Source organism: Streptomyces californicus, assembly GCF_000717645.1.
GTDB classification, from domain to species: domain Bacteria; phylum Actinomycetota; class Actinomycetes; order Streptomycetales; family Streptomycetaceae; genus Streptomyces; species Streptomyces californicus.
In genome coordinates, this window is sequence record NZ_JNZZ01000008.1 from 331,760 (window position 1) to 356,657 (window position 24,898).

At 71.8% G+C, this 24,898-nt stretch carries 17 protein-coding genes; 15 read left to right on the forward strand and 2 right to left on the reverse strand.

Annotated features, from left to right (window positions below; all coding sequences use genetic code 11):
- Positions 1–275: 275 nt before the first annotated feature.
- Positions 276–1,118, reverse strand: a complete 843-nt coding sequence (locus IF19_RS0113470) for an HAD family hydrolase (protein ID WP_030113359.1) — start codon at positions 1,116–1,118, stop codon at positions 276–278.
- A gap of 500 nt (positions 1,119–1,618) precedes the next feature.
- Between IF19_RS0113470 and ssd the strand changes: the two genes are divergently transcribed.
- The 7 genes from ssd (at position 1,619) to IF19_RS0113505 (ending at position 7,227) form a co-directional block, all read left to right on the forward strand.
- Entirely contained in the window at positions 1,619–2,755 is a 1,137-nt protein-coding gene (gene ssd / locus IF19_RS0113475; protein WP_030113358.1) for a septum site-determining protein Ssd, read from the forward strand.
- On the forward strand, positions 2,752–3,900 hold the full coding sequence (locus IF19_RS0113480) for a TadA family conjugal transfer-associated ATPase (RefSeq protein ID WP_030113357.1): 1,149 nt from the start codon (positions 2,752–2,754) through the stop codon (positions 3,898–3,900). Before ssd ends, IF19_RS0113480 begins: the two co-directional genes overlap by 4 nt.
- The gene (locus IF19_RS0113485) at positions 3,900–4,820 is read left to right on the forward strand and encodes a type II secretion system F family protein (RefSeq protein WP_032747503.1); all 921 of its coding nucleotides are present in this window, start codon (positions 3,900–3,902) and stop codon (positions 4,818–4,820) included. Before IF19_RS0113480 ends, IF19_RS0113485 begins: the two co-directional genes overlap by 1 nt.
- Entirely contained in the window at positions 4,817–5,665 is an 849-nt protein-coding gene (locus IF19_RS1000000136110; RefSeq protein WP_030113355.1) for a type II secretion system F family protein, read from the forward strand. The genes IF19_RS0113485 and IF19_RS1000000136110 overlap by 4 nt, the downstream gene beginning before the upstream one ends.
- A 147-nt stretch (positions 5,666–5,812) precedes the next feature.
- Positions 5,813–6,082: a DUF4244 domain-containing protein gene (locus IF19_RS0113495; protein WP_030113354.1), complete on the forward strand. Its 270-nt coding sequence runs from the start codon at positions 5,813–5,815 to the stop codon at positions 6,080–6,082.
- 91 nt (positions 6,083–6,173) lie between these two features.
- On the forward strand, positions 6,174–6,596 hold the full coding sequence (locus IF19_RS0113500) for a TadE family type IV pilus minor pilin (RefSeq protein WP_418952715.1): 423 nt from the start codon (positions 6,174–6,176) through the stop codon (positions 6,594–6,596).
- A 247-nt stretch (positions 6,597–6,843) separates the two neighbouring features.
- A complete protein-coding gene (locus IF19_RS0113505) occupies positions 6,844–7,227 on the forward strand; it encodes an Rv3654c family TadE-like protein (RefSeq protein ID WP_050493789.1) in 384 nt (127 codons plus the stop codon).
- Between the two features lie 194 nt (positions 7,228–7,421).
- Here the strand turns inward: IF19_RS0113505 and IF19_RS0113510 are convergent, their stop codons facing one another.
- Positions 7,422–9,923: a DEAD/DEAH box helicase gene (locus IF19_RS0113510; RefSeq protein ID WP_078580540.1), complete on the reverse strand. Its 2,502-nt coding sequence runs from the start codon at positions 9,921–9,923 to the stop codon at positions 7,422–7,424.
- A 79-nt stretch (positions 9,924–10,002) separates the two neighbouring features.
- Here IF19_RS0113510 and IF19_RS0113515 point away from each other — a divergent pair, with 79 nt between their 5' ends.
- The 8 genes from IF19_RS0113515 (at position 10,003) to tmk (ending at position 24,788) form a co-directional block, all read left to right on the forward strand.
- A complete protein-coding gene (locus tag IF19_RS0113515; RefSeq protein ID WP_003967428.1) occupies positions 10,003–10,356 on the forward strand; it encodes an STAS domain-containing protein in 354 nt (117 codons plus the stop codon).
- Between the two features lie 199 nt (positions 10,357–10,555).
- Positions 10,556–11,035, forward strand: a complete 480-nt coding sequence (locus IF19_RS0113520; RefSeq protein ID WP_030113349.1) for an ATP-binding protein — start codon at positions 10,556–10,558, stop codon at positions 11,033–11,035.
- A gap of 588 nt (positions 11,036–11,623) precedes the next feature.
- Complete coding sequence (locus IF19_RS0113525) at positions 11,624–14,044, forward strand: sodium-translocating pyrophosphatase (protein ID WP_032747507.1); 2,421 nt, start codon at positions 11,624–11,626, stop codon at positions 14,042–14,044.
- A 319-nt stretch (positions 14,045–14,363) separates the two neighbouring features.
- Positions 14,364–15,074, forward strand: a complete 711-nt coding sequence (locus tag IF19_RS0113530; protein WP_030276319.1) for a hypothetical protein — start codon at positions 14,364–14,366, stop codon at positions 15,072–15,074.
- Between the two features lie 111 nt (positions 15,075–15,185).
- Positions 15,186–16,727 (forward strand): DUF7059 domain-containing protein, encoded by a 1,542-nt coding sequence (locus tag IF19_RS0113535; RefSeq protein ID WP_030113346.1) that lies wholly within the window; start codon positions 15,186–15,188, stop codon positions 16,725–16,727.
- A 1,067-nt stretch (positions 16,728–17,794) separates the two neighbouring features.
- A complete protein-coding gene (locus IF19_RS0113540) occupies positions 17,795–17,992 on the forward strand; it encodes a hypothetical protein (RefSeq protein ID WP_030113345.1) in 198 nt (65 codons plus the stop codon).
- A gap of 303 nt (positions 17,993–18,295) precedes the next feature.
- A complete protein-coding gene (gene topA / locus IF19_RS0113545; RefSeq protein WP_030113344.1) occupies positions 18,296–21,205 on the forward strand; it encodes a type I DNA topoisomerase in 2,910 nt (969 codons plus the stop codon).
- Positions 21,206–21,398: 193 nt separating this feature from the next.
- Positions 21,399–24,788: a dTMP kinase gene (gene tmk, locus IF19_RS0113550; protein WP_030113343.1), complete on the forward strand. Its 3,390-nt coding sequence runs from the start codon at positions 21,399–21,401 to the stop codon at positions 24,786–24,788.
- The last annotated feature ends 110 nt before the right edge of the window (positions 24,789–24,898 follow it).

The window sequence follows — 24,898 nt, forward strand, 5'->3', positions numbered from 1 at the left end:
GGTCATCCTCACGGATGTCCTTGGTCTCGCGGGCCGTTAGCTCCTTTGTACTCCAGGTCCGAGGGAAGGGAAACCTCTGGCCAGACTTCTTTACTTTTCTCCTCAATAAAGGGCGAATCGGGCTGGTTGATCGGTGTGCCGACGTGGGGGGAACAGCGCTTCTTTCAGTGCCCCCCCACCCTGGCCTCCGCTCTCCCCGGCTCTCCGTCCCCAGCCCTGCCTCCACTCCTTCCGTGCCGCCCTCGGCTTTTCGGGTGGCGTTGCTGTGTCGCGCCCTATCCCGGCAGCGCCGCGGTGGCGCGTCGGCGGCTGGCGTACCAGACCAGTCCGGCGGTGACCGCCGCCGCTCCGACCGCTGCCGCCGCCACGAGGGCGGGGCGGGCCGGCATGGAGAAGGCGGGCAGGCGCTGCTTGAGTCGGACCGGGCGGTTGAAGACGAGAATCGGCCACTCGCGAAGGGTGGCTTCGCGGCGTAGCCCGCGATCGGGGTTGACCGCGTGCGGGTGGCCCACCGACTCCAGCATCGGCACGTCGGTCACCGAGTCGCTGTAGGCGTAACAGCGCGCGAGGTCGTACCCCTCGGACTCCGCGAGGGCCTTCACGGCCTCCGCCTTGGTCGGCCCATAGGCGTAGTACTCGATCTCGCCCGTGAAGCAGCCGTCGTCGCCGACGACCATCCGCGTGGCGACGACGCGGTCCGCACCGAGAAGTTCGCCGATGGGTTCGACGACTTCGGCGCCCGAGGTCGAGACGATGACCACATCGCGTCCTGCCGTGTGGTGTTCCTCGATGAGGGTGGCGGCCTCGTCGTAGATGATCGGGTCGATCAGGTCGTGCAGGGTCTCTGCGACGATCTCCCTGACCTGCTGGACGTTCCATCCTTTGCAGAGGGCTGAGAGGTAGGCACGCATCTTCTCCATCTGCTCGTGATCGGCGCCCCCGGCCATGAACACGAACTGGGTGTACGCGGTGCGCAGTACGGCGCGGCGGTTGATCAGTCCGCCTTGGTAGAAGGACTTGCTGAAGGTCAGCGTCGAAGACTTCGCAATGACCGTCTTGTCCAGGTCAAAGAAGGCTGCTGTGCGCGGCGAGAAGCAGTTTTCCACAACGCTGAGCATAGGGGCCCACCATTCGGCGTAAACTCCGGCGCGTGGGTTTGCCTGAGAAGGGCCTCGGGTACACCATGGAAGTCACGGATCGTTCGCGACCGTGCTAACCCGGCCCGACTCCTCCCCCCCCCGAGTCGGCCGTGGGGACGACCCCCGCTCTCCCCCCCGGCGGGGGTCGTCGCATGTCCGGACGCGTTTCCGAGGCGAAAACCACGTCGATCTCCCTTCCGGCCGCCGTTGGCCTGTTCGTGCGGCGCGGGTGCCGTGCCGCCCGTCTCGTCACAGTGTGTAGCCGGAGAGGTGCGCTGCGGAAGTCGCTGGTTCGGGTTACGAAGTTATTCACAAGCCCGAGGTTGTCCACAGCTTTCCATCAAGATCCACATCTTTTTCCGCCGTGCCTCACGTTGATTCCACCCGCGAAGTCCGCGGTTGCTGGAACGCGCATCTCGGAAACGCTCCGAGAACACCGCGAACCGCACTGAAGGGACAGTGAGAAGGGGGCGGAGATCGTGGCTGGATCCCTCGCAGGAGATGGTGTGGCGGTCGCCGGGCGGCGGCACGGAGGCCCGCTGATCGTGACGGAGGACATGGAGCTGCTCGACGACCTGCTGCGGCTGTGCGCGGCGGCGGGCGCCGAACCCGAGGTCCATCACGGACCACCGGGGCGGCGTGGCGGCTGGGAGCGGGCTCCGATGGTGCTGGTCGGGGACGATGCGGCCGCTCGGTGTCGCGGAGCCGGCCGAAGGAAGGGGGTGATGCTGGTCGGGCGGGACCAGGACGACCCGGACGTGTGGCGGCGGGCGGTGGAGATCGGGGCCGAGTATGTGCTGCGGCTGCCTGATTCCGAGGGCTGGCTCGTCGAACAGATCGCCAACGCCGCCGAAGGCGTGGGGAGGCCGGCGCTGACCGTCGGCGTGCTGGGCGGCCGGGGCGGCTCCGGCGCGTCCACGCTGGCCTGCGCACTCGCGGTGAGTGCGGCGAGAACGGGCAAGCGCACGATGCTGATCGACGCCGACCCGCTGGGAGGCGGCATCGATGTGCTGCTCGGCGGCGAGCGGGTCGAGGGCATGAGGTGGCCGGATTTCGCCCAGACGAAGGGGCGTCTCGGCGGCGGGGCCCTGGAGGATTCGCTGCCCGCGCTGCACGGATTGCGGGTGTTGAGCTGGGGCCGTGACGACGAGGTGGTGATTCCGCCGCAGGCGATGCGGGCTGTGCTCGCCGCCGCGCGTCGCCTGGGCGGAGTGGTGGTCGTGGACCTGCCGCGCCGGGTTGACGAGGGCGTTGCCGAAGCTCTGGCCCAGGTTGATCTCGGTCTGCTGGTGGCACCGGGCGAACTGCGTGCTGTCGCCGCAGCCAAACGGGTCGCGGCCGCGGCCGGCATGATGCTGGACGACCTGAGGGTGGTTCCCCGGGGCCCGTATGCCTCCGGTCTGGACGGGGGGTGGGTGGCCCAGGCCATCGGTCTCCCGCTCGTGGGCGAGCTCCCCCGGGAGCCTGGCCTGCTGGCCGCCCAGGACGACGGCACGCCGCCCGGCGCCGACGCCCGTAGCCCGCTCGCCCGGTTCTGTGCGGCCTTCTGGGCACAGGTGGAGGCAGTGGCCGACACCGGCTCCGTGACCGGCCCGCCCGGGGGAGCGACGGTATGACGGACGAGCTGCTCGACGCCGTGCGTCGGCGGTTGGCCCGCAGCGGCGCTGCCCCGACCCCGGCCGGGGTGGCCGTCGCCCTACGGGCCCAGGGCCGTCTGCTGGGGGATGCCGAGGTGCTCGGTGCCGCGGCGGAGCTGCGCGGCGAGCTCGTCGGCACGGGAGTGCTGGAGCCGCTGCTGGCGGATCCGGACGTGACGGATGTGCTCGTGTCGGCGCCGGACCGGGTGTGGGTGGACCGGGGCGGCGGACTCCAGCTGACGGGCGTCACGTTCTCGGACGCGGCGGCGGTCCGCAGGCTGGCCCAACGCCTTGCCGCGGTGGCGGGCAGACGGCTCGACGACGCGCGGCCCTGGGTGGACGCGCGGCTGCCCGACGGTACTCGGATGCACGCTGTGCTGCCCCCGGTGTCTGTCGGCTCGCCCTGTCTCTCCCTGCGCGTGGTACGGCCCAGGGCTTTCTCGCTCACGGAGTTGGTGGATGCCGGCACGGTACCGCCGGGGGGTGACCGGATTCTGCGGGCGCTCGTGGAAGCACGGGTCTCCTACGTCATCAGCGGTGGCACGGGTGCGGGAAAGACGACGCTTCTCGCCAGCCTGCTCGGCGCGGTAGGGGCGGACGAGCGGATCGTCCTCGCCGAGGACTCCGCCGAACTGCGTCCGGATCACCCGCATGTGGTCCGTCTGGAGTCCCGGTCGGCCAATCAGGAGGGCGCGGGCCGGGTGACGTTGCGGGATCTCGTGCGGCAGGCCCTGCGTATGCGCCCCGACCGCCTGGTGGTCGGGGAGGTGAGAGGCGCCGAGGCCACCGAATGGCTGGGCGCCATGAACACCGGACACGAAGGAGGGTGCGGCACGGTGCACGCCAACGCCGCGGAACACGTGCCTGCCCGGCTGGAGGCTTTGGGCACCGCGGCGGGCCTTGACCGGGCCGCCCTACACAGCCAGTTGGCGGCGGCGCTCTCGGTGGTCGTGCATCTCGTACGGGATCGTGCGGGGCGGCGGCGGGTTGCCGAGGTACACGTTCTGGAACGGGACGTGGCCGGGTTGGTCTTCACGGTCCCGGCCCTGAGCTGGGGAATCGACGGTTTCGTGCCGGAGCGGGGCTGGGAACGGCTGCGGTCGCTGATCGGGGGTGCGCTGTGATGGCGGCGATGTCCGCGCACACGGTTCCCGTGGTGGCGCTCTGCGCGGGCTCGGCGACGTGGCTCGCGATGAAGCGGGAGCCCGGGGTGCGACGGGCGCGCGTGCTGTTCGTGGAGGATCCACTCCGATCGCGTCGGCAGTGCCTTGTGCGGGTCCGGCTGTGCCAGTTCTGGCGGCGGGGAACGGAAACGGCCCTACGGCGGCGGGAATGGTGGTGTGTTCCGGCCGCCGTGCTCCTCGCCGTGATGGGGGGCTCGGTACTTCCACTCGTCGCGGGAGCCGTGGCGGTTCCACTGGTGGGCCGGTGGTTGCGGCGGCGGGCAGGTGCACGCGATGCGGAGCGGGGCGCGGCTGCCGTGGCGGCGTTGTGCGGAACCGTGGTCGGGGAGCTGCGTGCCGGCCGCGAGCCGGGACAGGCGTTGCTGGCTGCCCTGAGCGAGGGCTCGGGAGAAGCCGACGATTCCACGGATGGTGTCGCCCCCGGCGGTCGGCTGGGGGCAGCGGAGGACGCGGTGCTGGCAGCGGCGCGGTTCGGCGGCGACGTACCGGCAGCGCTGCGGCAGGCCGCGCAGGGACCGGGGCTGGGAGGGCTCTCCGGAATGGCCGCCTGCTGGCGGGTGGCCATCGACGGCGGGGCCGGGCTGGCGGCCGGGCTGGAGCGGCTGGAGGCGACGCTGCGGGACGAGCGGCGCAGACGGGAGGAGCTCCGCGCGCAATTGGCGGGAACGTGGTCGACCGTTGTGGTTCTGGCGCTGCTCCCTGGGGCGGGGCTGGGCCTTGGGGCGTCCCTTGGAGCCGAGCCGTTGCGGGTTCTGCTCCACACCCCGGCCGGCCTGGCCTGTCTGACGGTCGGCGTGTCACTGGAGGCGGCCGGGCTGTACTGGGCCTGCCGCATCGTGCGCGGAGGGGAGGCGACATGAGTGCGGTGGCCCGAGAAGTTGTCCACAGCCTGGGGATAGCTTCTGTGGCTTTCCTCCTGGCCGCTCGACTGACAGCCGCGGCCACGGCTGGATATCGGATGAGAGCGGTCCGCGGCCGAGGGTCTCTGCTGCTGGGGATGACTGCGGTGGCGCGGCCCGGAGGGTGGAGCCTGAGACGGTCGTCCGCACGGGTGCGGCCACCTGCGGGCTCATTGCTCGCCGGGCCGGCACGGCGGTGGGTGGCTCCGGCCGGAGCCTGGCTGGGCGGGTGGATTCTGGCCGGCGGCGTGCTGGGCTGCGCAGTCGGCTCGGTCGCCGCGTTCGGGACGTGGCGGTGGCAGCGATCCAGGCTGCGGCGGCGTCCCGATGGCACCGGTCCGGATCGTTCCGTGATCGCCGGCCAGCTGCCGCTGGCAGCAGACCTGTTGGCCGCCTGTATCGCGGTCGGAGCCGGCCCCGGGGAGGCCGCAGAGGAGGTCGGCGTGTCGATCGGCGGGCCGGTCGGTGACGGACTCGCCCGCACCGCTGCCGAGATTCGCCTCGGTGGCGAACCGGCCGAAGCATGGGGGCGGTTCGCCGCGATACCGGGCGCCGGCCCGCTGGCTCGCTGTCTGTACCGGGCGGGTTCGACCGGGGCTCCGGCCGCGGAGCCGGTCGCCAGGCTCGCCGAGTCGATGCGCGCCGAGCGGGCTGCTGCGGCGGTCAGGCGGGCGCAGCGGGCCGGGGTGCTGATCACCGCACCCGTCGGCCTCTGCTTCCTTCCCGCCTTCCTGGCGATCGGGGTGACACCAGTGATCATCGGCCTCGCGGGCGACCTGCTCGCAGGCGGCGGTCCGGGCCGCTGAGCTGGTGCGCGGAGTGAGGCCGAGGAGACCAACCGAGCCGTCATCTTCGCCGCGAAACGAGGGCGTTCCGTGTCGTTCACGGACCTCTCCGACTGACGGGCGTCCGTACGGACGCCCGCACACCATCAACGCTGTTCGGGGGATGAAATGGAATCAACGTTCTGGGGCCTGCGCTCCGTCAAGGCACGACGCTGCGCACGGCCGTCCGAGGGGACGCCGGGCCGCTCGGAGAAGTGGTCCACGTGGTGGGCAGGGAGGCTTCGCCGTCCGGATCGCGGGATGACCACGTCCGAGTACGCGGTGGGAACCATCGCGGCATGCGCCTTCGCGGCGGTGCTCTACAAGGTGGTGAACAGCGGGCCGGTGCTGTCGGCCCTGCAGTCACTGGTCGAGGACGCGCTCGATGCGAAGTTCTGAAATCTGCTCGGCGCCCGGTGCGGAGGTGGGACTTCCGGGGAGGCCGCGCGGATTTCCCTGCCCGGCGGTCGGCCGGCGCCCCTCTCGTGGCATTCGCCCGGCTGCTTCCCGGCCACGGGTCCGAGAACGGGAAGCGTGGTGGGGCGGTCGCGGGGATCGGGGCGCGGTGACGGCGGAGGCGGCCGTGGTGATCCCGGTTCTGGTGACCTTCGCCCTGACGCTGCTCTGGGCCTTGGTGGCGGCCTCCGACCAGATTCGGTGTGTGGACGCGGCGCGGTCCGGAGCGCGGGCCGCGGCCCGTTCGGAGCCGGAGGCAGCGGTGCTGGCTGCCGCGCGTGAGGCCGCGCCCCGCGGGGCCCGGGTGGAGGTGGAGCGGGCGGGCGACCTGTGGCGGGTCAGGGTGGAGTCGCCGGCTCCTGGGCCGGAGGCGTTGGCCCTGACGTTGAGCGCCGAGGCGGCTGCCTTTGCCGAGGACGCGGTGGGAGGGGCGGCTGATGAGGGTGGGACGGCCTGAGGGGCGATGCGTTCTGCCTCGCCGACCGGGCGACGGCCAGGGGAGGTTGCTGAGGGGGCGGGGGCGTTGCCGGCGCGAGATTCGGGGCGTTGGCACGTCGGCGGTGCTGGGCGTGATCTGTAAGGCGGCCCCCGGTGTGGTCGGGGTCGGTCGGCGATGGGCGTCGAGCGCCGTCGCGGCCTGCCGTACGTCGGCGGCTTCTGCGGATCGGGGCGGGGCTGGGGCGAACCCGGGAGCGGATCGTGGGGTGGCGACGGTGTGGGTCGCCGTCACCGCTACCGCGCTGTGCACCGTGTTCGCGATCGTTCTCGCGTTGGGGCAGGCCGTGGCCGCTCGTCACCGGGCTGGTGGGGCGGCAGACCTGGCGGCGCTCGGGGCTGCGGACCGAGCGCTGGAGGGAGCGGTGGTCGCCTGCGAAACGGCCCGGAGAGTGGTCTCGGCGCAGGGAGCCGAGCTGGTCCGTTGCGCGGTGGACGGAGAGATCGCCGATGTGACCGCCCGGGCGCGGTTCGGCCCGTACACACCCGCCGTCAGAGCGCGGGCCGGGCCGCCGGGCGGCCCTCGGGCCGCCGCGGGTACGGACGAGCACACGCGTGGTGCGGGCCCGGACACGCTGGACGGTGACGCGTGAGCCTTCGACTTGAGCCTTCGAAAGGAGTGGCGACGCGATAGGGCGCCGGTGGGGCGCTGGCCTTCGCTTCGGGAAGGGCGGCGGGGCGTGGACAGTTTCGGAGGAGACGGGCGAGCCTTGGAGGAGGGAGAGGAGAGGGAGGGACGGCAGCGAGGACTTTCGGGGAGTTCTGATCGGGCGTCGTCCGGAGGCTTCTACGTTGGGGAGTCGGGGAGGTCGGGCTTGACGGTGGTCGCTCGGCCGGCCTCGGGCGGTGCGGACCTGAGGAGTTCGGTGAGCAGGCGCACGGCTCCGCGTTTGTGCAGGGGGTCGTTGCCGTTCCCGCACTTGGGGGACTGGATGCAGGAGGGGCAGCCCGCCTCGCACTCGCAGGACGCGATGGCCTCCCGGGTCGCCGTCAGCCACGCGCGGGCGGTGTGGAAGGCCCGTTCGGCGAATCCGGCTCCGCCCGGGTGGCCGTCGTACACGAACACCGTCGGCAGCAGCGTGTCCGGGTGCAGCGGTACGGATACGCCGCCGATGTCCCAGCGGTCGCAGGTGGCGAAGAGCGGCAGCAGGCCGATCGACGCGTGTTCGGCGGCATGGAGCGCTCCGCCGAGGATCTCGGGGTTGATGCGGGCGGCGTCGAGTTGGTCCTCGGTGACCGTCCACCAGACGGCACGGGTACGCAGGGTGCGGGGCGGCAGGTCGAGCTTCGTCTCGCCCAGGACCTCGCCGGTGATCAGTTTGCGGCGGAGGAAGGAGACGACCTGGTTGGTGACCTCGACGGAGCCGTAGCAGAGCCGTCCCTGACCCCAGGGGATCTCGGTGTCGGTCTCCAGGACGGTGATGGCCGTGGTGTCGCGGGCGACGGTCGAGTAGGGCGGATCGGCCTGCTCGACGAGGGCCACGGAATCCTCCAGGTCCAGGGTGCGGACCAGATAGGTGCGGCCCTGGTGCAGGTGGACCGCTCCCTCGTGTACGGCGGTGTGGGCGGCGGCCGCGTCGACGGTGCCCAACAGGCGGCCGGTGCCCTCCTCGACGATCTGGATCGGCCGGCCGCCGCCGCCCCGGATGTCCGCGAGGTCGGCGGCCCGTTCGCGGCGGGTCCAGTGCCAGCCCGACGGGCGCTTGCGCAGCAGTTTCGTGGCCTCCAGCTGAGGCAGCAGTTCGGGGACCGCCGGTCCGAAGAGCGCGATGTCGGTTTCGGTGAGCGGCAGTTCGGCTGCGGCCGCGCAGAGATGGGGGGCCAGGACGTAGGGGTTGTCCGGGTCCAGCACGGTCGACTCGACGGGCTGCCGGAACAACGCCTCCGGGTGGTGCACCAGGTACGTGTCCAGCGGGTCGTCCCGGGCGACGAGAACGGCCAGTGCGCCCTGCCCCGAACGGCCGGCGCGTCCCGCCTGTTGCCAGAGGGAGGCGCGGGTGCCGGGATAGCCGCAGACGACGACCGAGTCGAGACCGGAGACGTCGATGCCGAGTTCCAGGGCGGTGGTGGCCGCCAGACCGAGCAGTTCACCGGAGTGGAGCGCCCGTTCGAGAGCCCGGCGTTCCTCGGGGAGGTAGCCCCCGCGATAGGCGGCGACCCGTTTCGGCAGCGAGCGGTCGACCTCCGCTAGTCGTTCCTTGGCGATCACCGAGATCAGTTCCGCGCCGCGCCGGGAGCGGACGAAGGCGACCGAGCGGACGCCCTGAAGGGTCAGGTCGGTGAGGAGGTCGGCGGTCTCGGCGGTCGCGGTACGGCGTACGGGGGCGCCCCTCTCGCCGTGCAGCTCGGTCAGCGGGGGTTCCCACAGGGCGAACACCAGCTCGCCACGCGGGGACGCGTCGTCGGAGACCTCGACGACCGGAAGGCCCGTCAGCCGCCCTGCGGCGACCGCGGGGTCGGCGGCGGTGGCCGAGGCCAGCAGGAAGACCGGATCGGCTCCGTAGCGGGCGCACAGGCGGCGCAGACGGCGTAGTACCTGGGCGACGTGGGAGCCGAAGACGCCTCGGTAGGTGTGGCATTCGTCGATCACGACGTACCGCAGGGCGCGCAGGAAGGACGCCCAACGAGGATGGGAGGGCAGGATCCCGCGGTGCAGCATGTCGGGGTTGGTCAGGACGTAGTTGGCGTACTGGCGCACCCATTCGCGTTCCTCGACCGGGGTGTCGCCGTCGTAGACCGCCGGCCGGACCGCGTTGCCGAGCGGGGTGGCGAGCGCCTTGACCGAGCGGCGCTGGTCGGCTGCCAGGGCCTTGGTGGGGGCGAGGTACAGGGCGGTGGCCCCACGACCGTTCGGGGCCTCCGAGCCGTCCAGGAGGGTGCTGAGGACCGGCGCGAGGTACGCGAGGGACTTCCCGGACGCCGTACCGGTGGCGATCACCACCGACTCGCCGTCCAGTGCGTGCTCGGCCGCGGTCGCCTGATGGGCCCACGGATGGTCGACCCCGGCCCCTTCGATCGCCGAGATCACTTCTGGTCGGATGCGATCCGGCCAGATGGCATGGGTTCCCGATCTCGGGGGCAGGTGCTCCGTATGAGTGATGCGCGCGGCCCGGCCCGCCCCTGTGGCGAGCCGGTCGAGGATCATGGTGGGAGAGGGACGCGAGTCCCCACTCTCGGGTGGTCGTCCGGGACGATGATTCTTGGCCATCGGCACCGAGTGTGTCACTGGCGTGACGGACAATGGTCCCAAGGCGTCGTGCATGGCTGCTGGTAAGTGATTGAATGCCATCGCGGCTGGCGATCCGTCCCCTGGCCTCCGTCGGGGAGACCGAGGGGCGACCGCTCGATAGCAAGGTGCTGGAGGATCCGTGGACCTGTCCCTGTCGACTCGCAATGTGTCCGGGCCTGGTGGCGACCGTACGGTCGTCGAGGTCGGTGGCGAGATTGATGTGTATACCGCGCCCAAGCTGCGCGAGCAGTTGGTCGAGTTGGTGAATGACGGCAGCTACCACCTGGTTGTCGACATGGAAGGCGTCGACTTCCTCGACTCCACCGGCCTCGGCGTGCTCGTGGGCGGCCTGAAGCGTGTCCGGGCCCATGAGGGCTCGCTGCGCCTGGTCTGCAACCAGGAGCGCATTCTCAAGATCTTCCGGATCACGGGCCTGACCAAGGTGTTCCCGATTCACACCACGGTCGACGAGGCTGTCGCCGCCACCGACTGAGGTCGGAGCGGACCGGCCCGAGGGTCGGTCGGCAGGCAGTGAACAGGCCGGCAGCGGCAGCGTGTGGGCCGTGACGGGCGGGCGGTCGACCTTTGGGTCGGCTGTCGGCTTTGTCGGCTTCCGGAGGAGGAGAGCAGGGGTGCCGGGCGACACGCCCGGGGCCCCTGAGTCGTACGCCCGAACGTTCGAGGGGGATGGCATGGCCACCGTTGAACTCCGTTTCAGCGCCCAGCCTGAACATGTCAGGACGGCCCGCCTGGTGGCGGCCGCCGTGGCGCGCAGGGCCGGCGTCGACGAGGCGGTGCTCGACGAGGTCAGACTCGCCGTCGGTGAGGCGTGCAGTCGCGCGGTCGGGCTGCACCGCAGTCACGGCATCACCGAGCCGGTCAGTGTGGCGTTGACCGAGGAGGAGAAGGTGTTCTCCATCGAGGTCGGGGACAGCGTTCCCGGACCCGGCGGAGACCCTGCCGACTCCGGGGCGCGCAACGGTTCCGGTACGACCGGCGCCTCCGGCGGGGGGCTGGATCGGCCCGACCCCGAAACGGATGGCGCGGGCGAGGACGAGATGGGCCTCGCGGTCATCAGCGGCCTCGTCGACGACATGGAGGTTCGCTCGGGTGCGGGCGGCGGAGTCATCCGCATGAGCTGGCCCGCGGCCGGCGCCGCGCTCCAGGCGTGAGGGGCTGACCCGGGAGCCCAACGGGCTCGCGGAGGCAGGCGGGGCCGGACATCGGCGGACGGTTGTACCGCCTGAAATCTGCGGGCGCGTGGGTGCGTGCACGGGCCTGTATGGCTTGCCTGAGCGCCTGAGCGCCTGAGCGCTTCCGGTTCGGTTGTCATGGGCGGTGGCCGGAGTTTCGTGGTGCTGTTGTCGTCGGGTCTCGTGTGGCCTGTGCGCATCGTGGTGTTCCGCGAGCCCGCGCGGTACGCGCGTTCACCGGCCTACGTTTCACCGGCCCACGCCTCGTAGGAGCCCTCGTCCTGAGGCTCAACCACCGCTGTCGGCCTTGCGGCCAGTCCTTCCGGTACGGGGGCGTGGTGTGCGGGTGTGGTCTCTGAGATTTTCGCCAGGTATGAGGCCGAGAGCTTTTTGCCGGGCCATCGTGCGGTAATGCGTCTGCCGCATTACTGCATTCGAGGTGAATCCCGCCGTTGATCTTTCGGCGTTGGGGGAGAGCGATTCATTCTCTTCCCGACCACTGTTTTGATCGGGTTCCGCTCCCTACAATCCGTCCACGACTTGAGCGCTGCGCATCAAGGAGGACGTATGGCGGAGTTCCTCATCACCCCCACGGCAGTACTGGCGCAAGAATCCGCGTTTTCCGACCCGCCGGTTTCTCTCGCGGCGGTTCTCACCGAAGGCAACCGGCTGATCGTGATCACCGTGGCGGTGGTCGCAGCCGCCGCGCTGGTGGTAGCCCAGGTGCTCGTACGCCAGGTTCTGGCGGCCGGGCAGGGCACCGAACGCATGAAAGAGATCGCCGCGGCGGTCCAGGAGGGGGCGAACGCCTACCTGGCCCGCCAGTTGCGTACGGTCGGCGTCTTCTCCGTCGTCGTGTTCTTCCTGTTGTTCTTGCTGCCGGCCGACACCTGGTCGCAGCGGGTGGGCCGTTCCCTCTTCTTCCTGGTGGGTGCGCTTTTCTCTGCGGCTACCGGATACATCGGTATGCGGCTCGCGGTACAGAGCAATGTCCGAGTGGCGGCGGCGGCGCGTGAGGCGACTCCTGTGGAGGGGGAAGCGGAAAAGGATCTCACCGCTGTTTCGCACAAGGCGATGAAGATCGCCTTTCGCACCGGTGGTGTGGTCGGCATGTTCACCGTGGGGCTCGGGCTGCTCGGGGCGTCGTGCGTGGTGCTCGTCTACGCCGCCGACGCGCCCAAGGTGCTGGAGGGGTTCGGCCTGGGCGCGGCGCTCATCGCCATGTTCATGAGGGTCGGTGGCGGGATCTTCACCAAGGCCGCGGACGTGGGCGCCGACCTGGTGGGCAAGGTGGAGCAGGGCATCCCGGAGGACGACCCGCGCAACGCCGCCACCATCGCCGACAACGTGGGCGACAACGTCGGTGACTGCGCGGGCATGGCCGCCGACCTCTTCGAGTCGTACGCCGTGACGCTCGTCGCCGCCCTCATCCTCGGCACGGCCGCGTTCGGCGACTTCGGGCTCGCCTTCCCCCTGATGGTTCCGGCGATCGGCGTCGTCACCGCGATGATCGGCATCTTCGCGGTCGCCCCGCGCCGCTCCGACCGCGGCGGGATGACAGCGATCAACCGGGGCTTCTTCATCTCCGCGGTGATCTCGCTCGCTTTGGTGGCCGTAGCCGCCTTCACCTACCTGCCGTCCTCGTACGCCGAGCTGGACGGGGTCACCGACGGGGCGATCACCGGTCACGGCGGCGATCCACGGGTCTTCGCCTTGGTGGCCGTGGCCATCGGCATCGTGCTGGCGGCGCTCATCCAGCAGCTCACCGGCTACTTCACCGAGACCGACCGCCGTCCCGTCCGGGACATCGGGAAGTCCTCGCTCACGGGCCCGGCCACCGTGGTCCTCGCGGGCATCTCCATCGGTCTGGAGTCGGCGGTCTACACCGCGCTGCTGATCGGGCTCGGCGTCTACGGGGCGTTTCTGCTGGGCGGTACGTCGATCATGCTGGCGCTCTTCGCGGTCGCGCTCGCCGGTACGGGGCTGCTGACCACGGTGGGCGTCATCGTGGCCATGGACACCTTCGGGCCGGTCTCCGACAACGCCCAGGGCATCGCGGAGATGTCCGGCGACGTCACGGGGGCCGGCGCCCAGGTCCTCACCGACCTGGACGCGGTCGGCAACACGACCAAGGCGATCACCAAGGGCATCGCCATCGCCACCGCCGTTCTGGCGGCCGCCGCGCTGTTCGGCTCGTACCGGGACGCCATCGCCACGGCCGTCGCGGATGTGGGGGCCGAGGCCGGGGAGCTGGGGCTGAGCCTGGACATCTCGCAGCCCAATAACCTCGTCGGCCTGATTCTGGGCGCGGCGGTCGTCTTCCTCTTCTCCGGACTCGCCATCAACGCGGTGTCCCGGTCCGCCGGCTCCGTGGTCCACGAGGTCCGGCGGCAGTTCCGCGAGCACCCGGGGATCATGGACTACTCGGAGAAGCCGGAGTACGGGCGCGTCGTGGACATCTGCACCCGGGACGCCCTGCGCGAACTGGCCACGCCCGGGCTCCTCGCGGTGCTGGCGCCGATCGCGGTCGGCTTCACCCTCGGCGTCGGGGCGCTCGGCTCGTACCTCGCCGGAGCGATCGGTACCGGCACCTTGATGGCGGTCTTCCTCGCCAACTCCGGCGGCGCCTGGGACAACGCCAAGAAGCTCGTCGAGGACGGCCACCACGGCGGCAAGGGCAGCGAGGCCCACGCCGCGACCGTCATCGGTGACACGGTCGGCGATCCGTTCAAGGACACGGCTGGCCCGGCGATCAACCCGCTCCTCAAGGTGATGAACCTGGTCGCCCTGCTCATCGCCCCGGCGATCGTGCAGTTCAGCTACGGCACGGACGCGAACCCCTGGGTGCGGGCGCTGGCCGCCGTCATCGCCATCGGGATCATCGTGGGCGCGGTGTACGTCTCCAAGCGGCGGGGCATCGCCGTGGGTGACGACGGGGCATCGGACAGTGGGCCGGGAGGCGGAGGCACCGGGTCCGTTTCCGTGTGACGCGCAGCTGGTGACGTACGGCCGCGCGGCGCGGGGAGTGTGTCGTGTGACGGGAGATCAGCAGAGCGGTGGACGGCGTGTGCTGACGCGCCGTCCACGTCTACGTCCTCTGTTCGTTCCGCCGTCCCGCCCTGCGCTCCGTGTTCCTTCCATCGAACGAGTGACCGTTCATGTGTGCGGTTTTCCTCGGGAGTGGCGTCCCCCTCATTCTGCTTGGTGCAAATGGCTTCAAAAGGGTGCGGAACGGTTCACCGGCACCCGGCTGCCGAAGCCTCGGCGTGTAAGTTCCGGGCCGAGAGCCTTGGAAGGGACCAAACCGGTGAACAAGAAGTTTGCAGCCGCGCTGTCCGGCGGTGCGGTACTCGTACTGACGCTGTCGGGCTGCAGCGACGACAGCGACGACAAGGTCAACGACTGGGCCAAGAAGTTCTGCGCCCAGGCCCAGCCGCAACTCCAGAAGATCAACAAGGCCAACGCCGCCATCGGCCAGAAGACCGAGGACCACAACCCGCCCGCCGAGGTCCAGCGGACCGACTCGGTCGCCTTCCAGCAGATGTCCGACGCGTACAAGGCGCTGGGCAAGGCTGTGGACGAGGTCGGCGCGCCGCCGGTCGACGACGGTGAGAAGACGCAGCAGGCCGCGATGAAGGAGCTCAACGCCTCGTCCAAGGAGTACGCCGAGCTCAAGACCAAGGTCGAAGCGGTGGACACCAAGGACCAGCACAAGTTCTCCGACGGCCTGAAGACCATCGCCCAGGAGCTGGGCCGCATCAGCGCGGGCAGCAACGAGGCGATGGAAAAGTTGGAGTCCGGCAAGGTCGGCACCGCGATGTCGAAGCAGAAGGGCTGCCAGAAGCGGCCCGCCTCGACCGCGCCCTCCGGTTCCGGAGCGGCCGGCGGCGACGCGGCCCCGGAGGGTGCGGCCCCCGACGGGAAGGACGCCGCCCGCAAGGACTCCACGGACGCCGACGCCAAGGACGCGAAGGAGAAGGACTCCTCCGACAAGGACGCCAAGGACTCCTCCGAGTAGAGGGTCCCCGGACGTCCTCGGACGAGGACCGAACGCCGTTCCGGCGGCCCGGGCGCCCGGTGGGCGTGCCGGGCCGCTGCCGTTGTCGGTGGGAGCGGACACAATGGACGGGTGAGCAAGAGCAGCCTTCCCGCACCCGACCACGCCGCCGACCTCCGTGAGGCCCTCCTTGCCGCGGACTTCACCGCGGACGGACTCCTCGACCGTCTCGGAGCGCCCGCCTACGCCGCCCTCGCCCGCAGCGAGACCGTCCCCGCCCTGCGGGCCACCCGGGGCGCCGGCCCGCTCGACACGCTGGTGCGGCTGTTCCTCCTGCAGCGCCCGGTCGCCGAGGAGCGGGCCCGGGCGGCTCTGCCGCTGGAGGTGTGCCTCGCGGACGGTTGGCTGACCCGGACCGGCGGTGCGGACGGGGAGGCCGAGGTCCGCGCGTGCGTCGACGTACGGCCGTACGGGGGGCCGGACGGCGAGGACTGGTTCATCGTGTCCGACCTCGGCTGCGCGGTCGGCGGCGCGGGCGGGATCGGCTCGCGCGAGGAAGGCGTCGTCCTCGGTGTCGGCGGAGCCTCCACCACCCTCGCCGGGATCACCGTGCGGACGCCGGTCGCCTCGGCGCTCGACCTCGGCACGGGCTCCGGCATCCAGGCGCTGCATGCCGCCCAGCACGCCACCCGGGTCACCGCCACCGACCTCAACCCCCGTGCTCTGGAGTTCACCCGGCTCACCCTCGCCCTGTCCGGCGCCGCCCCCGCCGACCTGCGCGAGGGCTCGCTCTTCGAGCCGGTGGGCGCCGAGACGTTCGACCTGATCGTCTCCAACCCGCCCTTCGTCATCTCGCCCGGCGCCCGGCTCACCTACCGGGACGGCGGCATGGGCGGCGACGACCTGTGCCGGACGCTGGTGCGGCAGGCGGGCGACCACCTGAACGAGGGGGGATACGCGCAGTTCCTCGCCAACTGGCAGCACGTGGAGGGCGAGGAGTGGCAGGACCGGCTGCGTTCCTGGGTGCCGTACGGGTGTGACGCCTGGATCGTCCAGCGCGAGGTCCAGGACGTCACGCAGTACGCCGAGTTGTGGTTGCGGGACAGCGGCGACCACCGCAGCGACCCCGCCGAGTACGACGAGCGGTACGGGGCGTGGCTCGACGAGTTCGAGGCGCGGGGCACCACGGCCGTCGGGTTCGGCTGGATCACCCTGCGCAAGTCCGCGGCGGCCGCGGCCGGCCGGCCCTCGGTCGTCGTCGAGGAGTGGCCGCACGCGGTGCAGCAGCCCCTCGGCCAGGCCGTGCGGCAGCACTTCGCCCGTCAGGACTACCTCCGCGACCAGGACGACGCGGCGCTGCTCGCCGGGCATTTCGTCCTCGCCGCCGAGGTCGTGCAGGAGCAGGTGGGGCTTCCGGGTGCGGAGGACCCCGAGCACGTGGTGCTCCGCCAGCACCGGGGCATGATGCGGGCGACCAAGGTCGACGCCGTGGCCGCCGGTTTCGCGGGCGTGTGCGACGGCTCGCTCCCCGCCGGCCGCATCCTCGACGCCATCGCCCAGTTGATGGCGGAGGACCCGGTGCTCCTGCGCGACCGCACCCCACAGGCGATCCGGCTGCTGGTGGAGGAGGGCTTCCTGGAGCCCGCGCCGGGCGTGGAGACGCGGGGGGAGTAGGCGGCCACCTCGGGGGCGGGCCCTCGCTGGGCGGTTGCCTCGGTGCGCGCCGCCGCAGGGCGAGCGGCTTCGGGGCGCCCCGCCTCGGAACGGGCTCTCCAGGGGCGTGCCGCCTCGGAACGGGTCCACGGAGACGCACTGCCTCGGAACGGTCCCACGGAGACGCACTGCCTCGGGGCGGGTCAATACATCTAGGCCGCGCGGCCCGGGTCGCGCGGCCTCGCCCCATCCCCGTAGTCGAGGTTCCGCGCACCGGCGGAGGCTCGGCGTGGTGTGGAGGCGCGTTGTCCGGTTGCCTCGTGCGGGGACGTGAGGCACTGGCGGGACGCCTCGGCGGCGGCAGGCGTACGCCCGGCGCACGCTCTGTGCGCCCCGTCCGCGTGCGGCTTGCGTGAGGGCCGGTTCCCCATGATCTCGTGCGTGGTCCGGACGGCATGGGTGCGGCGGTTCGGCTCCTTCCGGTACCGGTCGGGACCGGTCACCCTTCGGTATACCTCCGGCCGCTCGGCCAGCGTGTTCCCGCCCGATGCCGTCCGTGGAGCGTTCGTGCTCAGGCATTCCGGTCCCGTTCGGGGCGACTGCCGACCGGAATGCGTACACGGCGCGGTCCGTCTCGGGGGCGCGCACTCCGGTCAGGGAGTGCTCCCGGACCGTGAACGGTCTGCCCCCAGGCCACTGAACGGGTGCCGCGCATACGGCCGATGGGGTTCCGCAGGGTGGCGGGGGAGTGCTGTTAACCCCGGGTTCGTGTGGGCGACGTCCCGGGGTGACAACCTCCCCGTGCCGGGCCGCCGGGACCGTGCCGGGCCCGCCTGTCGATGACCGTTCGAGCCGTCGGGAACCGTTCCGGCCATCGGGACGGGTCGTGCGTCAGGCCGTACGACGGTCGGCGCGGCAGGCCGAGGTCGGCAGACCGGTGCAGGTCGCAGCGGACCGGCACCACGCGCCGCACGCCATGCCGCGCGGCGCACCATGCGGCGGGCCGTACGCCAGGGCGCCGCTCGGCGGCCGTACGGCACGGCACGGCACAGCACACGACAGGTCACACGAGGGGCTAGGGGTACGACATGGAGAGCGTCTCAGCAGTCTTCGCCGGTACGGCCCTGTCGCTGTTCGGCGCCGCCCTGCTGATCTGGACCGGGGCGCGCGCCCTGCACCGCGCGCCGGTGGCGCACGGTGTGAGCCCCGTCGCCTCCACCGCACTCACCACGCTCTTCGGCGTAGTTTTCCTCGGCCTCGGCGTGTGGGTCCTCACGTTCGTCTGACCCCCTTCCCCGGTGGCGCGAAGCCCCGGAGCACCGGCCGCCGGGCGGTTCGCCCGCAGGCCGCTCGGCACCGAGCCCGACCGTCCCCCGGAAAGCCCCAGGCCGGGGCCCCGGCCGCCCTGACCCGGCGGTCCGGGCGGCAGGAATGGCGGAAGTCGGGTTACCGTTCGAGTGGCCGTTGCGGGCTTTTGCCGTTTGACACGGGGGCGGGTTGTACCGTCACACTCCGCAGCGACAGCACCTCGGCGGCGTCACGACGCCGCCCGGATGCCCATCGAGTGTCGACCGGAGAGAAGAGCGAAGTTGTCCCCGACCAGCGAGACCGCACAGGGCGGCCGCCGACTCGTCATCGTCGAGTCGCCTGCCAAGGCGAAGACGATCAAGGGCTATCTCGGCCCCGGATACGTCGTCGAGGCGAGCGTCGGGCACATCCGCGACCTCCCGAACGGCGCGGCCGAGGTCCCGGACGAGTACACCGGCGAGGTCCGCCGCCTCGGGGTGGACGTCGAACACGACTTCCAGCCCATCTACGTCGTCAACGCCGACAAGAAGGCCCAGGTCAGGAAGCTCAAGCAGCTGCTGGCCGAGTCCGACGAACTCTTCCTCGCCACCGATGAGGACCGCGAGGGCGAGGCCATCGCGTGGCACCTCCAGGAAGTCCTGCGGCCCAAGGTCCCGGTCCACCGGATGGTCTTCCACGAGATCACCAAGGACGCGATCCGCGCCGCCGTCGCCAACCCGCGCGAGCTCAACCAGCGCATGGTCGACGCCCAGGAGACGCGCCGCATCCTCGACCGCCTCTACGGTTACGAGGTCTCGCCGGTCCTGTGGAAGAAGGTCATGCCGAAGCTCTCGGCGGGCCGCGTCCAGTCCGTCGCCACCCGCCTCGTCGTCGAGCGGGAGCGCGAGCGCATCGCCTTCCGCTCCGCCGAGTACTGGGACCTGACCGGAAAGTTCGCCACCGGCCGTACCGGCGATGCCTCCGACCCCTCGAACCTGACCGCCCGCCTCAGCGCGGTCGACGGCCGCCGTATCGCCCAGGGCCGCGACTTCGGCCCCGACGGGCAGCTCAAGGCCGGCTCCGCCCAGACCCTCCACCTGGACGAGGCGAACGCCCGCGCGCTCGCCGCCGCGCTCGCCGACTCCTCCTTCGAGGTCCGGTCCGTCGAGTCGAAGCCGTACCGCCGCTCCCCGTACGCCCCCTTCCGGACCACGACCCTCCAGCAGGAGGCGAGCCGCAAGCTGGGCTTCGGGGCCAAGGCGACCATGCAGGTGGCGCAGAAGCTGTACGAGAACGGCTTCATCACCTACATGCGTACGGACTCCACGACCCTCTCCGACACCGCGGTCGCCGCGGCCCGGGCGCAGGTCACCCAGCTGTACGGCGCGGGCTACCTGCCCGACAAGCCGCGTACGTACGCCGGGAAGGTCAAGAACGCGCAGGAGGCGCACGAGGCGATCCGCCCCTCCGGCGACCGCTTCCGCACTCCCGCCGAGACCGGGCTCACCGGCGACCAGTTCCGGCTGTACGAGCTGATCTGGAAGCGGACCGTCGCCTCCCAGATGAAGGACGCGACCGGCAACTCGGTCACCGTCAAGATCGGCGGCCGGGCGAGCGACGGGCGCGACGCCGAGTTCTCCGCGTCCGGCAAGACGATCACCTTCCACGGCTTCATGAAGGCGTACGTCGAGGGCGCCGACGACCCGAACGCCGAGCTGGACGACCGCGAGCGCCGGCTGCCGCAGGTCGCCGAGGGCGACGCGCTGTCCGCCGAGGAGATCACGGTCGACGGCCACGCCACCAAGCCCCCGGCCCGCTACACCGAGGCATCGCTGGTCAAGGAGCTGGAGGAGCGCGAGATCGGCCGCCCCTCCACGTACGCCTCGATCATCGGGACCATCCTGGACCGCGGGTACGTGTTCAAGAAGGGCACGGCGCTCGTCCCGTCCTTCCTGTCGTTCGCCGTGGTCAACCTGCTGGAGAAGCACTTCGGCCGGCTCGTCGACTACGACTTCACCGCCCGCATGGAGGACGACCTCGACCGCATCGCGCGGGGCGAGGCCAAGTCCGTGCCGTGGCTCAAGCGCTTCTACTTCGGAACGACCGGTTCCGGTGACGACCCGGCCGGGGCCGGTTCCGCCTCCGACGCGGGCAACGGCGACGGCGACCACCTCGGCGGCCTGAAGGAACTGGTCACTGACCTCGGCGCGATCGACGCCCGGGAGATCTCGTCCTTCCCCGTCGGCAACGACATCAAGCTCCGCGTCGGCCGCTACGGGCCGTACATCGAGCGGGGTGAGAAGGACGCCGAGGGCCACCAGCGCGCCGACGTGCCCGACGACCTCGCCCCCGACGAGCTGACGGTCGAGCTGGCCGAGGAACTGCTGGCCAAGCCCAGCGGCGACTTCGAGCTGGGCGCCGACCCGGTCAGCGGCAACCAGATCATCGCCAAGGACGGCCGGTACGGCCCGTACGTCACCGAGGTGCTGCCCGAGGGGACGCCGAAGACCGGCAAGAACGCGGTGAAGCCGCGGACCGCGTCGCTCTTCAAGTCCATGTCCCTGGACACGGTGACGCTGGCGGACGCGCTCAAGCTGATGTCGCTGCCGCGTGTCGTGGGCACCGACGCCGAGGGCGTCGAGATCACCGCGCAGAACGGCCGCTACGGCCCGTACCTCAAGAAGGGCACCGACTCCCGGTCGCTGACCTCCGAGGAGCAGCTCTTCGACATCACCCTCGACGAGGCGCTGGCGATCTACGCCCAGCCCAAGCAGCGCGGGCGGGCCGCGGCCAAGCCGCCGCTGAAGGAGCTGGGCACCGACCCGGTCAGCGAGCGTCCGGTGGTGGTCAAGGACGGCCGCTTCGGCCCGTACGTCACCGACGGCGAGACCAACGCGACCCTGCGGACCGGCGACAGCGTCGAGGAGATCACTCCGGAGCGCGGTTACGAACTGCTCGCCGAGAAGCGCGCCAAGGGGCCGGCCAAGAAGAAGACGGCCAAGAAGGCTCCGGCGAAGAAGGCGACGGCCAAGAAGACGGCCGCGAAGAAGACGGCGGCCACGACCACGGCCGCCAAGAAGACCGCGGCGAAGAAGACGACGACGGCCAAGAAGGCGACCGCCACCAAGACGGCCACCAAGACGGCTGCGAAGAAGACGACGGCTGCGGCGAAGAAGGCGACCCCGGCCTCCCCCACGCTGACCGACGACTGACCTCGGTAGCGCCGCGGTCGACCCCGGCACGGCTCGGATCGCGCACCTGTCGCCCGGCACCGCAGTGAGGTGCCGGGCGACAGCCGTGTCCCGGGCGGTGTCCTGGGCGGTGCGAGTCCTGGCCGAAAGATGTCTACGTCCATATGTTCGGACGGGCCGACAGTCACCGCACCGCTGCCGATAGGCTGGGCGGATGACGCGAGCCGAGCAGCCAACGGTCGTGAGCCCCACCTCCGACACACTTGCCGCAGACTCACGCGAGCGCGCCGTACGGGCCCTGTTGCGCATCCCTCCGCTGAAGCGGTTGTGGAGCGCCCAGCTCGTCGGCGGTATCGGCGATGCACTCGCCCTTCTCGTGCTGGTCCTGCTGTCGCTGCAAGCGGCGGTCCTTGAGGGCTCATTCGGCACCGGATACCGCGGGGCGGCCTTCGCCGTCGCCGCCGTCTTCGGCGCCCGGATCCTTTCCACCCTGTTCTTCGGAGCCGTACTCCTGGGGCCGTTGACGTCCCTCACGGGGCCCGGCGGAAAGCTGGACCGACGATGGCTCATGATCGGGGTGGACGGGCTGCGCCTGGCGCTGCTGGTCGTCGCCCCGCTGTGGATCGACTGGACGCCCGACAAGGCGCTCATGATGGTCCTCATCACCGTCTTCGTGACGGGCGCCGGTGAGCGCCTGTGGGCCGTGGCCAAGGACAGCGCCGCCCCGGCGCTGCTGCCGGGCCCGCCCCCGGAGGGCGCCGCCGTGCGCCCGCTGCCCGACCACCTCGACGCCCTGCGCCGCCTCTCCCTGCGGACGAACTTCCTCGCCGTGCCCGCCGCCGCGGTGGTCCTGCTGGCCGCCACGCTGATCGGCAACCTCCTCGGCTCCGGCCTGGAGTGGTTCTCCTTCCACCAGGCGGCCCTGGGCTCCTACGTCGCGGCCGGGCTCTTCTCGGCCTCGATCTCCGTCCTGTACTTCATCGAGTTCCCGGCCGACCGGACGCCCCGGCCGCGCTCCCCCCTGGAGGGCCTGCGCCGGCCCGGCACCGGCAATGGCCCCGACAAGGGCCGCACCGGCGCGGTCCCGCTGCTGGTCGCGGTGTGCGCCGCCGTCGCGGGAGCCGTCGCGGCCGCCGCCGCCGTATCCGTTCTGCACGCGTACGACCTGGGCGGCGGGCCCGCCACGTTCGCGCTGCTGATCCTCGGACTGACCGGCGGCACCGCCCTCGGCATCCGCACCGCGCGCCGGGTCCTGCCGACCCTGTCGCGCCGCCGCCTGCTGGCGCTGGCCGTCACCGTCACCGGACTCGCGCTCCTCGCGCTCGGCCTGGTGCCGGACACCGCGACCGTGCTGGCCGTCGCCCTGCTCGCCGGGTACGCCGCCGGGGTCGCCGCCAACACCGGGCACACCCTGATCGACCAGGAGACCGAGGCGTTCCGGCAGGCCCGGACCACCGAGCACCTCCAGGCCGTCGTCCGGGTGCTCGTCGCGCTCGGCGCGGTCGCCGGCCCGCTGCTGGCCGCCGCCATAGGGCGCCACCGCCTGGTCGCCGGGGACTTCGTCTTCGCCCACGGCGGCGCCGCCTTCACCCTGATGCTGCTCGGTGCGCTGCTGCTGCCCGTCGCCGCGTTCGTCCTCGCCAGGACGGACGACCGGGCGGGCGTGCCGCTGCGCCGGGACCTGCGCGAGGCGCTGCGCGGCGACGACCCCGCGGTCGCGCCCGCCGCCACCGGCTTCTTCCTCGCCCTGGAGGGCGGCGACGGAGCGGGCAAATCCACTCAGGTCGAGGCGCTCGCCGAGTGGATCCGGTCCAAGGGCCACGACGTCGTGGTGACCCGCGAGCCCGGCGCCACGCCGATCGGCAAGCGGCTGCGGTCGATCCTGCTCGACGTCTCGTCCGCCGGTCTCTCCAACCGCGCCGAGGCCCTGCTGTACGCCGCCGACCGCGCCGAGCACGTCGACTCCGTCGTCCGCCCGGCGCTGGAGCGCGGCGCGATCGTCATCTCCGACCGCTACATCGACTCGTCCGTGGCCTACCAGGGCGCGGGCCGGGACCTGGCCCCGACCGAGATCGCCCGGATCTCGCGGTGGGCGACGAGCGGCCTCGTACCGCATCTGACGGTGCTGCTGGACGTCGACCCGGCGACCGCGCGGGAACGGTTCACGGAGGCGCCGGACCGGCTGGAGTCGGAGCCGGCGGAGTTCCACGAGCGGGTGCGGTCCGGCTTCCTGACGCTGGCCGCCGCCGACCCGACGCGCTACCTGGTGGTGGACGCCGGCCAGGAGCCGGAGTCGATCACCACGGTCGTACGCCACCGGCTCGACCAGCTCCTTCCGCTCTCCGAGGCCGAGATCGAGGCCATCGAGGAGGCCCGCCGCAAGGCCGAGGAGGAGGCCCGGCGCAAGGCGGAGGAAGAGGCCGCCCGCAAGGCCGAGGAGGAGCGCCTGGAGAAGGAGCGCCAGGAGCAGCTCGCCCGGCTGCGCGCCGAGGAGGAGGAGCGCAAGCAGCGCGAGCTGGAGGAGGCCCGCCGCCGCGAGGCCGAACGCCAGGCGGAGGAGGCCCGGCAGCGCGCTGAGGAGGCCCGTCGCCGCGCGGAGGAGGACCGGCGCCGGCTGGAGGCCGAGGAGCGGGCCCGCGAGGCCGAGCAGGAGCGGCTGCGGCAGAAGGCGGAGGAGGAGGCCCGGCAGCGCAGGGTCGCCGAGGCCGAGCGGCTGGAGAAGCAGCGCAAGGCCGAGGAAGCCCTGCTGCGCGCCGAGGAGGCCCGCCGCCGGGCCGAGGAAGAGGCCGCTGCCCGTACGGAGGCGGCGCGTGCCGAGGCCGAACGGGCGGAGGCCGAGCGCGCGGAGGCCGAGCGGGCGGCCCGTACGGAGACGTCCTCGCGGTCCGAGGGCGGTGCGGCGGGGTCCGGTGCGGCGAAGCGACCGGGCGGGTCCGGCGCTTCGGGGCCGTCGAGCGCTTCGGGCGCTTGGGGCCCGTCGGTGCCGGAGAACGAGATCACGGTCCCCACGCCGATCGTGAACCCGAACGAGATCACGCAGCAGGTTCCGACGGCGCGCCCGGAGGACGAGCGCGCTTCGGGTTCCGGGTCGTCCCGTTCGGGGTCGGGGTCGGGGTCGGGGTCGGAGTCGGGGGCGGGTTCCGGTTCTGAGCGTTCCGGTTCGGGGTCGGGTTCCGGTTCGGACCGTTCCGGTTCCGGGCTCGGGGACGACGAGACGGCGATGCTGCCGCGCGTTCCGGACCCGGAGCGGGCGGACCCGTGGCCGCAGGTGCGGGAGTCCGACGAGACCGCCGTGCTGCCGCCGGTGCGCGGTGACCGGCCCTCCGACCGGGTGCCCCAGGGGTACTTCCGGGACGAGGGTCCGGCGGCCCCGCCCGCGGAGAGCGAGAACGAACGCACCCGCGAGCTGCCGCAGATCGAGGACCCGAACGCCCCGGCCCCCGGCCGGCAGCAGCAGTCCGGTCGCCGGCGCCCCCGCCCGGACTGGGCGGAGGAGACCCCGCTGGACGATCTGCCGACCCTGGCGGACGAACTCCTCGGCGGCCACGACGGCGGCCATGAGGACGACGGCCGCAAGGGCCGGGGACGCCGTCCGCGCGGCTGATCCGCCTCCGCGGCGTCTCCGAGGTCCGCCTCACCCGTCCGGCCCGTCCGTCCCTTCGGGGGTGGGCGGGCCGGTGGTGTCAGTGGCGTCCTCCACAATGGAAAGCGGCA

Bases quoted from the DNA above. Each gene is read 5' to 3' on its own strand.
- IF19_RS0113470 (WP_030113359.1), bottom strand. From the start codon at position 1,118: ATGCTCAGCGTTGTGGAAAACTGCTTCTCGCCGCGCACAGCAGCCTTC.
- IF19_RS0113480 (WP_030113357.1), top strand. From the start codon at position 2,752: ATGACGGACGAGCTGCTCGACGCCGTGCGTCGGCGGTTGGCCCGCAGC.
- IF19_RS0113485 (WP_032747503.1), top strand. From the start codon at position 3,900: ATGGCGGCGATGTCCGCGCACACGGTTCCCGTGGTGGCGCTCTGCGCG.
- IF19_RS1000000136110 (WP_030113355.1), top strand. From the start codon at position 4,817: ATGAGTGCGGTGGCCCGAGAAGTTGTCCACAGCCTGGGGATAGCTTCT.
- IF19_RS0113495 (WP_030113354.1), top strand. From the start codon at position 5,813: ATGGAATCAACGTTCTGGGGCCTGCGCTCCGTCAAGGCACGACGCTGC.
- IF19_RS0113510 (WP_078580540.1), bottom strand. From the start codon at position 9,923: ATGGCATTCAATCACTTACCAGCAGCCATGCACGACGCCTTGGGACCA.
- IF19_RS0113520 (WP_030113349.1), top strand. From the start codon at position 10,556: ATGGCCACCGTTGAACTCCGTTTCAGCGCCCAGCCTGAACATGTCAGG.
- IF19_RS0113525 (WP_032747507.1), top strand. From the start codon at position 11,624: ATGGCGGAGTTCCTCATCACCCCCACGGCAGTACTGGCGCAAGAATCC.
- IF19_RS0113540 (WP_030113345.1), top strand. From the start codon at position 17,795: ATGGAGAGCGTCTCAGCAGTCTTCGCCGGTACGGCCCTGTCGCTGTTC.
- tmk (WP_030113343.1), top strand. From the start codon at position 21,399: ATGACGCGAGCCGAGCAGCCAACGGTCGTGAGCCCCACCTCCGACACA.